The following is a 12,645-nucleotide window of genomic DNA, read 5'->3' as shown; positions in this document are numbered from 1 at the left end:
TGGTTAAAGCTTTATAATTCGTAAGCTGTAATTAACTGTTGAATCTATTTTTATGGTATTGCTTATAGATTTTCCCTTGGGTTTTTGTACAGGCATTTTAGATATAAATTCTGCTTTTTGTTTTAAAGGAGGAGTGAGCAGAAAATTATCTTGTTTGTATTTTAATAAATGTTCTTTGTTGTAACTAGCAAAAGTATTAGATAAGTCATCTTTTTTTTGTGGCAAATACGTTTTGTTAATAGCTGTTTCTAAAATTATAGGATCTAATTTAAATTGATTTTTTTGCTGTGCACATAAAGCTGTTGTTGTTAAGCTTAATATTAATACGGAGATTGATGATTTCTTCATAGATTATTTTTTACTACAAATTACATAAGTTTTATCTAGTTGATAAATTTTTTCTAAACATTAACCTTTTGTTGTAAATTGAAAAAAATATATTTTATGAAAAATAGTTTCCTTGTAATAATGCTATTTGTTAGTTGTTTAACAACTTTAAAAGCACAAGAAGAAAGTGCTTTGGATTTTTTAGAAAAAGTAATTTCCCGTCACGACCCTAATAATAATTGGCCAACCTTTAAGGGAGATTTAGTGGTAACTATGAGTACGCCAAATAAAGAAGATAGAGTTACGGATATTCATATAGATATACCTAAGAGTACTTTTATTTTGTCTAATAAAGTAGATGGGAAAAAGCGTACTACTAAAATTGTAAATGATAGTGTTAGTTTTTTTATTTATGACAAAGAAATAGGAAATGCCGACGAACAAAAAAAGTTTAAGTTTACTAAAGAGCGAGCGCTTTTTATGAGAAATTATTATACCTATCTGTATGGTTTGCCAATGAAGCTAAAAGATAAAGGTACCATAATAGATCCAAAAATTTACTCTAAAAAAATTAATAAAAAATGGTATAAAGTTATAAAAGCTACTTATGATAAAGAAGTTGGTAAGGATACTTGGTATTTCTATTTTGACCCTAAGTCTTTAGATATGGAAAGGTATCAGTTTTTTCACGATGAGTCTAAGAATGATGGGGAGTATATTGTGTTAAGCAATTCTGAAATTATAAACGGTGTGCGTATGCCGGCTATTAGAGCTTGGTATACTAATAAAGAAGACAAGCTTTTAGGTACAGATGTGCTTACCAAAAAATAAGTTTTTGTGTTGTAAAAGAGAAAAGGGCAATCTAAACAGATTGCCCTTTTCTCTTTTTTAAAACTCTATTTATTTTGGATCTAATGCTTGGTCTATTTTAGCAATTACATCTTCATAATGGTAGCGAGTTACGGTGTTTATATTTCCGTTTTTAGCAAGTTTTAATTTAGAACGTAATGTTCTTAGTTCTCCTCTAACTAAAGAGCTAACATCAGAAGTGGTTACATCAAAACTAGAACCTCTACCGTTTTTAGCTGTTAGTAGTGTTTGCATACGTTCTACATAGGTGCGTTGTAAATTTCTACGGTAAATATCTGCGCTTCTGCCTGTGTAGGCTTCTTTCCAAATACCTTTGCGTAGTTCACTTAACATTTCTAAGGCGCTGTAATACGTTTTATTTGTTGTTTCTGCATCTAATAATCTGCCAATGCGATCTGCACTTAAAATACTGTTTAAGTGTCTGGCTTGTACTTTACGTAAATTTTCTGGGTAGCCAGCGTAGTCTATATTTTGTAAAATGGTCTTGTCTACTAACCAAGGTTGTGTGCTAAACACATTATCTTGTAACCATTTCATAGATTCTTTTTGCTTTGCTTTACTTAAAACTGTGTATACAGGGCCACTTTGTTTTGGAGTTTTTAAGTTTTCAAAAACACCACCAATATTAGTAACTACATGACCTGCGTATCTACTATAAACACCTAATAATTCTCCGTATAACTCTTCTAAGTCATCGTAATTATTTGTTTTGTCTGATGTCCAACTGCTAAGATTTTTTGCTACATACTTTAGATTTTTAACTCCGTATGTGCTTGCTTTAACAGGGTCATCTCCTAATCCTTCAGTTTGTGATTGTGGATCAAAGCGACTAGACTGTCTGCCGTACCTGTAAATTGGATTGTCTGCTTTTTCTAATATCCATTTATTTAATGTGGGTATTTCTGCTTCTGGTGATTCAGATGCTAAATAACGATAACCCCAGTTTGTAACATAATGGTCATAAGGTCCCATTTGTCTAATAAATCTAATGTTTTTATCATCAGGTTGTGCTATATAGTTGTAGCGAGCATAATCCATAATACTGGCAGCAATACCATTTTTTTGTGTAAACTCGCCATTACGTAGAGAGTCTACAGGGTACGCGTAACTAGCGGCCATATTATGAGGAAATCCTAAAGCGTGTCCAACTTCATGGGCAATAACCATACGCATCATGTCACCTATTTCTTTAGGCTCTGTTTTTAATGTTCTTGCGCTTGGGTTTGCCGCTCCAGTTTCTAATAAATATCTGTTTCTGTAACTACGCAAATGGTTGTGGTACCAGATAATGTCACTTTCTATAATTTCTCCACTTCTAGGGTCAGATACGCTTGGTCCAACAGCATTTCTTGTTGTACTAGCTACATAGCGTATCATAGAATATCGAATGTCTTCTGGGCTAAATTCTGGATCTTCTTCAGCGGTAGGAGCATCACGCGCAATTATTGCATTTTTAAATCCAGCTGTTTCAAATGGTTTTTGCCAATCTTCAATACCTTGTTTTATATATTCTTTCAGGTTTTCAGGAGTTCCTGGGTCTAAATAATAAACTATAGGCTTAACTGGTTCTACTAATTCGCCTCTTGCATATGCTTCAGGATCTTTAGGCTCTAATCTCCAACGACGAATATATGTTTTTTCATCTGCCTTTAATTCATCGCTGCCAAAATCATATTGGCTAACAGTAAAATAACCAACTCTAGGATCAGAGATACGTGGTTGCATTGGTTGCTCTGGAAGTAAAATCATAGATTGATTTACTTGTAAACTAATAGATTCTGTAGATCTTAAAGTAGATGGTTCAGATGCGTTAAAGGTAAAATCTTGCTTAACCTCTATGTTTTCAGGAAAACTCTTAACGATGTTTATAAAACTACGTTTTGGATCTAATCTTTTTACCTTGTAAGTTTTTCTTAACCTACTAGATAAACCACTTATTGCTGGTACGTCTGTGCTAAATAACGAGGTTACATCTATAACTACGCTGGTAGAATCTGTGCTAAAAGCTTCAATGTCAAAAGCAAACAGAGTAGGTTCGTAATTGTTAACTTTTACAGATGCGCTAATTGCTTTTGTGCTATCTGCTACATTGCTGTAGGATTTAGATTTTAATAAAATTTTATCCTGAAAACGCGTCCAGTTAACCATTTGTTCGTTGGTTTTAGAACCTGCATTCATATACCCGCCGCCTAAGCCCGTAGGTATTTTTGCAATTCTTGTAACCCATAACATATCTTTATTTAGCTTACTAAATGGTATTTCATACAGATACTTTTTATCTACTTTATGTACTTTAAATAAGCCTTCGTCGGTTATGGCATCTTTAGTTACAACTTGACTGTAGTTTTTAATGTCTCCCTTTTTGGATTTTTGTAGGGGAGTTGTTTGTTCGGCTTTGCCTTTTTTGGATTTTTTCTTTTTTTGAGCATTTATGCTGGTAGCAGAAAAAAGAGTAGCAGCTACGCATAATAAGAGTATTTTTTTCATTAGGAGTTTGTTAGGATTACAAGATAATAAATGTAAAATAGCTTATTTGTTAGAGAAAAGTTAATGTAATTGTGAATTGTTGATAACAAATGCAAATTATCACGGTAAGCCGTGATAGTTAACGCAATAACTTTGTTTATTTTTGCACCTCATTAAAAATAAGAAATGATAAAACACCTTGTACATACATGTCTAATTGCTTTTGTAGTGGTAAGTTGCAAAAACGTAAAGCAAGAGGAAGATGACAAGGAATTAAAAACGGTTACTAGTTCTTTAGAGCCTTTTTCTTCTGATGAAAGAGAGGAAAAACTTGCAACTATTGAAGATTCTTATAACTCTGCAGATTTTGTAATTAAGTATAATAATTACATAGAGTTTTTTAATACCTATGATGATAAGGTTCGTAAATCTTATGCTAATTACTTAAGCTGGGTAAACCAAAGCGAACCAAAAATTACTACTAATTTAAAAAGTAAAATAGGTTTACCTATAGATCAATTAGACTTGTTAAAATCTACTATTGTACACACTCCTGCAATAAAAAAAGTAGATGCAAATATGCTTTTGGTATATAAAACAGCAGAGATTTTATATAATACCATAATAGAGTTAGATGCGTACTATAAAAAAGGTATTGTAGAAAAAGTAGATGTAAATAAGGGAAAAAAATTACATATAAAATTACTAGAGGCTTACAGAAATTACTTTTCTACTTTTGATGATATGTCTATTGTCTTTTATAGGCTACAGGACAGTGTAGAGAACTATGAAAAAGAAAAGTTTAAAGAACAAGAATTGGTTGTGCAGTACAACCTATTTACTGCTATAAATGCTACAGAAACTATCCTGAATGAAATTGGAGGTAGAGATGTAGATGGACTTTTAACATTGGATTTTACTGTTATTAATCTTAAAATAAAAGAGCTTAGAGCTGCTTACGTTGCTCTAGAGGGTTTAAAAGAAAATCAAGACTTAATTGTAAAAGAGTTTGGTAAGCCAATGCCTGTTGTTACTAATTTTACTACTCACTTAGGAAATATATTAATGGGGTTAACTAGTCTAAAATTACGTATAGCTAATAATGATTTTGACTACGGTGAAGACCACCCTAATATTGCAGCAGACGGTTCTCCTTTAAAATTGGAGTTAGAGTTTATTGCAATGGTTAATGAGTATAGAAGTGTGCATTTAAACTAGTACTTACCTATAAAAATTCATTTCATCCATATATTTAAATACAGCTGCAGGTAGTAATGGAGTTATATTTTTTCCTAATTTATGGTTTTTACGAATAAATGTAGATGAGATTTCCATAATTGGCGCATCAGTAACCATTTTAATTTTAGGATTATTTTTAAATTGATGATCTACAGTACCGCTAGAAACTCTAGGGTATACATATATATTATGATTTTCTAAAATTACCTCGTAGTTTTTCCATTTGTGAAGACTTTTTAAATTGTCTTCTCCCATAATTAATGAAAAATCATAACCAGTTGGGTACTTCTCTAGCAAATGAGCTAAAGTGTGTACCGTGTAATTGGGTTGTGGTAGATTAAACTCTATATTAGATGGTTTAAGCTTAGGGTACTCCTCTGTTGCTTCTAAAACCATTTGGTATCTGTGATTGTTATCTAATAAAGATTGCTTTGTTTTAAACGGACTTTGTGGTGTTATTACAAACCAAACCTCGTCTAAATCTGTAAATTCTACCAAGTGGTTTGCAATAACTAAATGCCCTAGGTGTATTGGGTTAAAGGTTCCAAAATATAACCCTACTTTTTTCATATCAAACTTTTTTATGAGTTTGGCTTGCTAATAAAATCTGCAACCAATTTTTCTGCTTCGGCTAAAGCAGTATCTAAATCATAATTTTTAATAACAGTATCAAATTGCGGTGCAGTTGCTAGCTCTACAGATGCTTTAGCAATTCGCATATTTATTTTATCATCACTTTCTGTACTGCGTTTTTTTAGTCTAATTTTTAGCTCATCAATACTTGGTGGCTTCACAAAAACAGCTAATGTTTGTTCTGGAAACTTCTTTTTAATTCTTAAGCCTCCTACGACATCAATATCAAAAATTACGTTTTTGCCTTCTGCCCATAAACGTTCTACTTCAGTTTTTAAAGTGCCATAAAAGTTATCTCTATAAACTTCTTCCCACTCTAAAAAGTCATCGTTTTTAATGTGGTTTTTAAATTCTGATAACGATAAAAAATAGTAGTGTTCTCCGTCTTTTTCTTTACCTCTTTTTGGTCTAGATGTAGCAGAAACAGAAAATGCTAAATTTAAATTTTCTTTACCTAATAAGTGTCTTACAATAGTAGTTTTTCCGCTGCCAGATGGTGCTGAAAATATGATAAGTTTACCGCCTTTCATTATAAAACATTTAGCATTTGTTCTTTAATCTTCTCTAGTTCGTCTTTCATTTGCACTACTAATTGTTGCATTGGTGCATAATTAGCTTTAGAGCCAATTGTATTAATTTCTCTTCCTATTTCTTGAGAAATGAAACCTAATTTTTTTCCGTTAGAATCGTCAGAGTTTATGGTTGTAGTAAAGTATGTCAAGTGGTTTGCTAAGCGTACTTTTTCTTCAGTGATATCGTATTTTTCTAAATAGTAAATAAGTTCTTGTTCAAACCTGTTTTGGTCTACTTCAGTTTTTAAATCAGAGACAGCTTTGTCTAGACGTTCACGTACAGCTGCTTGTCTATCAGGATCTATAGCAATAACCTGTTCTAGTAAGTTTTCTAAAGAAGATATACGTTGTTTAAAATCTTGCTCTAAAACAGCACCTTCTTCGGTTCTAAATACATTAATTTCTTTTAGAGCTTCTATAAGTGTATTTTGTATAGCTTTATATTCTTCAGCATCAATTTCTTCACGCTCTGTTTTCATTGCGTCAGGTAGGCGCAATGCCATTTCTAAAAGTTTTACATCATCACCTTCAGCAATAGCTTTTAGTTGTTGCATGTATTGTTTTACAACACTTTCGTTTATTTGTGCAGATGTGTCTGCTCCGGTACTTTCAATATATAAATTGAAGTCTATTTTGCCTCTTTGTAAACCGTTAGCAATAGTTTTACGTAACTCCAGCTCTTTCTCTCTGTATGCAGAAGGCATACGTGCATTTAAATCTAAACTTTTACTGTTTAAAGATTTAATTTCAATGGTAATTTTCTTTGATGGAAGTTGCACTACGTGTTTTCCAAATCCGGTCATGGACTGAATCATATATTGTAAATTTTATGCAAATATAATTAAACTATACTAGTTGAGGCTAAGAGGTTGTTTTTAAAGCTTTTTTTGTTGTGAATACAACGTTTTGTGTACTATTGATTAGTTTTTAAAAGAAAAGTTCTGTCTATATATTTAGACAGAACTTTAACTTAAAACTTTTTATTCATTTGCAATAAAAATTATAATTCTCTTACCCAAATATTTCTGTAGCTAACTCTACTATTATCACCATGGTCTTGCAGTCTTATTGGAGCTTTGCCGTGAGCTTCGTTTTTAGGCCATCCAATATAAGGTGTGGTTCCTTTAATTTCTACATGGTCTAAAACAAGAATTCCGTTATGTAAAAGAGTTAATGTTCCAGACTTTATTTTTTTGCCTTCTTTATTAAATTCTGGTTCATGATAAACAACATCGTAAGTATTCCATTCTCCTGTTGGTACAGATGCTTTTGCAAGCGGAATATGTTGCTTGTAAATAGACCCTACTTGTCCGTTTACATAAGTATCGTTATCATTATTATCTAGTACTTGAATCTCATACCTATCTTGAAAAAATACACCACTATTTGCACGGTTTTGTCCATCTCTTAAAACTTCAGCAGGTGATCTCCATTCTATATGTAGCTGTATACTCCCAAATTCTTTTTTTGTTTTAATATCTCCAGACTTGTCTTTTACAGTAAAAAAACCACCTTCTTTATCAACATCCCATGGAGCTGTTTGGTTGCCATCTGCGTTGGTCCATTCGTCTAAATTTGCACCACTAAAAAGAACAATAGCGTCGCTAGGGGCTGCGTTATTTTTTGCTGGAGTAACTGTTGGCGGAACTGGCTTGTATAGTTCTGTTTCTTCAGGTTTTGTAGGTTCTGTGCCGCTGTATTCTTCATATACAATATAATCTTCTTCTTTAGGAGCTTCTGTAGTTTTGTTAGTCACTTTTTCTTGACAAGAAAACAACAATGCTATGCCTAATACGGATAGTAAAATCTTTTTCATTCTTAATCTAGTTCTTTAATTTTTATATTTCTGTAAGAGACAATATTTCCGTGATCTTGTACACCTATTTTTCCTGTTTTGTATTTAGCAAAACCATCCCAGCCATTAAATTTTGAGTTTTTTAATAGATTATCCCAGTCCTTACCATTTAAAGGAAACTCAGCAACAGTAACTCCGTTTAAAACAGAGCTGCCTTTGTTTGTTTTGTGGTTTATTGTAATAACGGCAGTATTCCACTCTCCAACAGGTTTTGTAGCATCTTTACTTGGCTCAACCATATCATACAGCGCACCAGCTTGACGATCTGTTCCGTTTTTTGCGTCAGGGTGATTTTTATTATCTAACACTTGTACTTCTAAGCCAGTTTCGTAAGGCTGTCCGTACGTGCCATCATCTTTAATTCCCCAAAAAATACCACTGTTACCGCCTTCAGAAATTTTCCACTCTATAGACAAGACAAAGTTTGTGTACTCTTCTTTTGTTACAAGGTTATAATAAGTGTCTTTTGGACGATCTGTAGGTGGGTAAAAAACCAAAGCGTCATCCTCTATCTTCCAGTTTTCTATGGCATTGTTGTTTCCGTATAACTTTAAATTATCTAGGTTGCTACCATCAAACAATACCGTCCATTCATTTTCTTTAGGTTCTTCTTTAATAGTGTTTTCTGCAGTAGCTTCTGCTTCTTTAGTTTCTTTAGGGGCTTTGTCTTTACAGCTAAAGGCTAAAGCGGATAGGCAAACGATTAGTAATGTCTTTTTCATAAGTAGTAATTGTTGTTTATTAAATGCCAAGCATTTTTTTTAGCATTTCTTTATCGGTGCCAGTTTTGGCAAAATCATCAAAAGTTTTTTCTGTAGCTTCAATTATGTGATCTTGTATAAATTTTGCACCTTCGGTTGCGCCTTGCTCTGGGCTTTTAATGCAGCATTCCCATTCCATAGTAGCCCAAACATCACATCCGTATTGGGTAAGTTTAGAGAAAATGGTTTTAAAATCTATTTGGCCATCTCCTAAAGAACGGTATCTTCCAGCTCTATCTTTCCAGTCGTTATAACCTCCAAAAGCGCCTTTTTTTCCTGTAGGATTAAATTCAGAATCTTTTACGTGAAAAGATTTTATGTATGGGTGGTAATGATCTATAAAGGCAATATAATCTAATTGTTGCAGTACAAAATGACTAGGGTCATACAATATATTTACACGTTTATGATTGCCAGTAGCTTCTAAAAAGCGTTCAAAAGTATCACCATCATGAAGATCTTCCCCAGGGTGAATTTCATAACAAACATCTACATCTTCCTTGTCAAAATGATCTAAAATTGGCAACCATCTGGTAGCTAGTTCTTCAAAGCCAAGCTCCACTAAGCCAGGAGGTCTTTGTGGCCAAGGGTGCATTGTATGCCATAGTAAAGAACCAGAAAAAGTAGCGTGGGATTTAATACCTAATCTTCTGCTTGCGGTACCTGCTTTTTTAACGGTTTCTATTGCCCATTCTGTTCTTGCCTTTGGGTTGCCTCTTAAGTGTTCTGGTGCAAAACCATCAAACATAACGTCATAAGCTGGGTGTACAGCAACCAACTGTCCTTGTAAATGAGTAGATAGTTCTGCAATCTCTAGGCCGTAAGAGTTAACTTTTGCTTTTAGCTCATCACAATATTCTTGACTATCTGCTGCTTTATCTAAATCTATTAAAAAAGTTTCCCAAGTAGGAATTTGTATTCCCTTATAGCCAAGGTCAGCCGCCCATTTGCATAGTCCTTCTAAAGAATTAAATGGTGCTTTACTGTCTATAAATTGTGCTAAAAAAACCGATGGACCTTTAATTGTCTTCATTTTATGTGTTTGTATTATGTAATTTAATGCTATATTTAACGTTTAACTCTTAAGGTTATAACTAAGAATAACCCAAGTCATAAATATAATAATTTGTAAATGATTTGTGGTCTCTTTTTATACGAATTGAGTGGTTTTGTGCGATGAACAACATAAAATCTATATTAGAATAAAAATATAAATCTATATCTGTGGAAAACAATAGGTCAGCTAAGAGTTTATGGGGAGATTATTTAGATAAGCATTTAGAAGATGCTTTTGTAGAAGACCCTAAAGTAGAGCATTTTTGTGATAATGAAAAAGATGCCAATGAATGTGTTTTATTGGTAGAAAAAGGGATAAAAAAAGCAACAACACACTCGCTTTTAGGATTGCAACTGCGTAAAGAGCGTTTGCCAAAAATTGGAGATTTTAGAATTGTTACAGATTGGGAAGGACAAGCAAAATGCATTGTGCGTACTACAGCTGTAAAGTTAAAACCTTTGTTTAGTATTGATGAAAATTATGCGCAAAAAGAAGGTGAGGGAGATAAAAGTTTAAAATACTGGAAAACCACACACGTAGATTATTATAAGAGAGAGTTGGCTGAGTTTAAAAAGCAACCTACGGATAGTATGATTGTGGTTTGTGAAGAATTTGAAAAAGTTTTTTAAAAAATCATAAAAAAATAAGCACAAAAAAACCACACATTAAAGTGTGGTTTTTGTTTTATGTATGGTAAGTAAATTAATCTAAATCTATCCAAACATTTCCTTTTTGATGTGATGTTACACTACCTTGTATAAAGTTAAGGCCACGTACACCATCTAACATTGTTGGGAACTCGCCATCGTTATACTTTTCTCCTCTAACTGCTCTGGCAACACCTAAGTAAATATTTGCCATTGCATCAAAAATACCTTCTGGATGTCCTGGAGGTAATTTTGTGCCATCTAAAGATAAGTCCGAATTATAAGCGTGTCCAGGTTTGTAAATTTGTACAGGCTTGTCATCACTCATAACATACAAGTAATTAGGGTTTTCTTGTTCCCATTTTAAACCGCCTTTATTTCCGTAAATTCTAATGGTAAGTCCGTTTTCTTCACCTGTTGCTATTTGGCTAGATCTTATAATGCCTTTAGCGTTGCTGTTAAAACGAATTAAAGCGGTGCCGTCAATATCCATTTTATTGTCATCATACAAATAATTTAAATCTGCTAACAAAGATTTTATTTGCATTCCAGTTGTGTACTCAATCATATTAAAAGCATGTACTCCTATATCACCCATACAACAGCTGATGCCAGATTTTTCAGGGTCTAAACGCCAAGTAGAAGATCTTTTATCTTTTTCATGAATAATTGGGTTTATCCATCCTTGGTAATATTGTGCATCTACTTTTTGAATATCTCCTATAGCGCCAGCTTTAATCATTTCTCGCATTTGACGTACCATTGGGTAGCCAGTATACGTATGTGTTACGGCAAAAATGGTGCCTGCTTTTTCTAAAGTAGCTTGTAAAATTTTAGCCTCCTCATAGGTAGTTGTCATTGGTTTTTCACAAATAACATTAAACCCATTTTCTAATAACTTTTTAGCCATAGGAAAATGTAAAAAGTTTGGAGTTAAAATAGAGCAGACCTGTATTCTTTCTTCTTCAGGTAACTTTAATTCCTCTTCAACAAGAGTATCAAAATCTTTATATATTCTGTTAGTAGGAATGTCAATTTGTTTGGCAAAACTAACACTCGCATTAAAATCTGGATTAAAAACAGCACCAGTAATTTGGTAATTGTCATTAATAAAAGAAGCAACTCTGTGTAAAACACCAATTAATGAATCTCCGCCACCGCCTAGTATTCCTAGTCTAATTTTTTTACTCATAAAAATATCTTTTAAAATGTTTTTATTTTAGATTTTTTGATGCATTAACTAATAAATCTCTAGTTGCAATAATTCCTTCTTCTTCACCTTTTTCATCACCCTCATACTCAACACCAATAAAACCAGTATAGCCAGCATCTTTAACAATTTGTAGCATTTTAGCATAATCTATTTTAGTTTCGTTGCCATTAGCATCAAAATTATAAGACTTTGCGCTAACTGCTTTAGCATAAGGCATTAGTTCTGTTACTCCTTTGTAATTATCGTACATTTCTTCGCAACCTTCTTCAGACTTTTTAATACAAAAGTTACCAAAATCTGGTAGTGTACCAACGTTATCCATATTTACCAGGCTCATAACTTCAGAAAGTAACTTACCATTAGATGATAAGCCACCGTGGTTTTCTACAATTACGTTTATGTTGTGTTCCTTAGCAAAAGTTCCAAGTTGTTTCAATCCATCTACAGAACTAGCTATCCATTCTTTTTCTTCAGTAGCACCTGCTAAGTTTACACGTATAGCGTGGCAACCCATTTCTGCAGCTGCTATAACCCATTTGTAATGACTTTCAACAGCTTTTTTACGTTCATCAGCATCTGCTAGGGCAAGGTTTCCTTGACCATCTATCATTATTAAAACATTTGTCATTCCGTGTTTTTTTGCAGCTTCATTAGATTTTTCTACAAATTCTGCCATTGCTTCATCAGAATAATTAGCTTCTTTAACATCATTGTAAAGAGCACTTACGTATTCTAAGCCAGTAAAACCTAATTTATTTGCTTTTTCAGCAAAATCATAAGGATTACCGCCATCAAAAACTTGTTTATGTAAAGACCATTGTGCTAAAGACAATTTAAAAAAAGGTTTTTGCTCGTCTGTAGTTGTGGCAGCAACTTCTTCTTTTATGTCTTCAGTTTTTTTAGGCACATCCTTACAAGATGCAAAACAGAAAACAAGTAAAATTAATGGGTATTTTACACTCTGGCTAACTAGGTTTTTAACTTTCATTTTTTAGATATTTAATT

At 33.0% G+C, this 12,645-nt stretch carries 13 protein-coding genes; 3 read left to right on the top strand and 10 right to left on the bottom strand.

Going from position 1 to position 12,645, the window contains the following annotated elements; genetic code table 11:
• Positions 1 to 3: 3 nt before the first annotated feature.
• Positions 4 to 348, bottom strand: a complete 345-nt coding sequence (locus ABJD66_RS14790) for a hypothetical protein (RefSeq protein WP_348133030.1) — start codon at positions 346 to 348, stop codon at positions 4 to 6.
• Between the two features lie 96 nt (positions 349 to 444).
• On the opposite strand from ABJD66_RS14790, the gene ABJD66_RS14785 reads away from it, so the two are divergent.
• On the top strand, positions 445 to 1,158 hold the full coding sequence (locus tag ABJD66_RS14785) for a DUF6503 family protein (RefSeq protein WP_348133027.1): 714 nt from the start codon (positions 445 to 447) through the stop codon (positions 1,156 to 1,158).
• A 69-nt stretch (positions 1,159 to 1,227) separates the two neighbouring features.
• Here ABJD66_RS14785 and ABJD66_RS14780 read toward each other — a convergent pair whose 3' ends face one another.
• Positions 1,228 to 3,684, bottom strand: a complete 2,457-nt coding sequence (locus tag ABJD66_RS14780; RefSeq protein ID WP_348133024.1) for a zinc-dependent metalloprotease — start codon at positions 3,682 to 3,684, stop codon at positions 1,228 to 1,230.
• A gap of 165 nt (positions 3,685 to 3,849) precedes the next feature.
• Here ABJD66_RS14780 and ABJD66_RS14775 point away from each other — a divergent pair, with 165 nt between their 5' ends.
• Positions 3,850 to 4,881, top strand: a complete 1,032-nt coding sequence (locus tag ABJD66_RS14775; protein ID WP_303540173.1) for a YiiG family protein — start codon at positions 3,850 to 3,852, stop codon at positions 4,879 to 4,881.
• Between the two features lie 3 nt (positions 4,882 to 4,884).
• On the opposite strand, the gene nadD is transcribed toward ABJD66_RS14775, so the two are convergent.
• The 6 genes from nadD to ABJD66_RS14745 form a co-directional block, all read right to left on the bottom strand.
• Complete coding sequence (nadD, locus tag ABJD66_RS14770; RefSeq protein ID WP_348133020.1) at positions 4,885 to 5,472, bottom strand: nicotinate (nicotinamide) nucleotide adenylyltransferase; 588 nt, start codon at positions 5,470 to 5,472, stop codon at positions 4,885 to 4,887.
• 11 nt (positions 5,473 to 5,483) lie between these two features.
• A complete protein-coding gene (gene gmk, locus ABJD66_RS14765; protein ID WP_100894088.1) occupies positions 5,484 to 6,065 on the bottom strand; it encodes a guanylate kinase in 582 nt (193 codons plus the stop codon).
• Positions 6,065 to 6,922, bottom strand: a complete 858-nt coding sequence (locus tag ABJD66_RS14760) for a YicC/YloC family endoribonuclease (RefSeq protein WP_303540179.1) — start codon at positions 6,920 to 6,922, stop codon at positions 6,065 to 6,067. Before ABJD66_RS14760 ends, gmk begins: the two co-directional genes overlap by 1 nt.
• A gap of 185 nt (positions 6,923 to 7,107) precedes the next feature.
• Positions 7,108 to 7,923, bottom strand: coding sequence for a DUF1080 domain-containing protein (locus tag ABJD66_RS14755; RefSeq protein WP_348133015.1), 816 nt, complete (start codon positions 7,921 to 7,923; stop codon positions 7,108 to 7,110).
• A gap of 2 nt (positions 7,924 to 7,925) precedes the next feature.
• A complete protein-coding gene (locus ABJD66_RS14750; RefSeq protein WP_348133012.1) occupies positions 7,926 to 8,684 on the bottom strand; it encodes a DUF1080 domain-containing protein in 759 nt (252 codons plus the stop codon).
• Positions 8,685 to 8,703: 19 nt separating this feature from the next.
• Positions 8,704 to 9,756 (bottom strand): sugar phosphate isomerase/epimerase, encoded by a 1,053-nt coding sequence (locus ABJD66_RS14745; RefSeq protein WP_100894084.1) that lies wholly within the window; start codon positions 9,754 to 9,756, stop codon positions 8,704 to 8,706.
• 191 nt (positions 9,757 to 9,947) lie between these two features.
• On the opposite strand from ABJD66_RS14745, the gene ABJD66_RS14740 reads away from it, so the two are divergent.
• Positions 9,948 to 10,409, top strand: coding sequence for an ASCH domain-containing protein (locus tag ABJD66_RS14740; protein WP_100894083.1), 462 nt, complete (start codon positions 9,948 to 9,950; stop codon positions 10,407 to 10,409).
• A gap of 73 nt (positions 10,410 to 10,482) precedes the next feature.
• Here the strand turns inward: ABJD66_RS14740 and ABJD66_RS14735 are convergent, their stop codons facing one another.
• Both ABJD66_RS14735 and ABJD66_RS14730 read right to left on the bottom strand, forming a co-directional pair.
• Complete coding sequence (locus ABJD66_RS14735) at positions 10,483 to 11,619, bottom strand: Gfo/Idh/MocA family oxidoreductase (protein ID WP_100894082.1); 1,137 nt, start codon at positions 11,617 to 11,619, stop codon at positions 10,483 to 10,485.
• Between the two features lie 22 nt (positions 11,620 to 11,641).
• Entirely contained in the window at positions 11,642 to 12,628 is a 987-nt protein-coding gene (locus ABJD66_RS14730) for a sugar phosphate isomerase/epimerase family protein (protein ID WP_348133007.1), read from the bottom strand.
• Between the last annotated feature and the right edge of the window lie 17 nt (positions 12,629 to 12,645).

Source organism: Cellulophaga sp. (genome assembly GCF_039943695.1).
Lineage (GTDB): Bacteria > Bacteroidota > Bacteroidia > Flavobacteriales > Flavobacteriaceae > Cellulophaga.
This window is presented reverse-complemented; position numbering and strand designations above follow the sequence as displayed.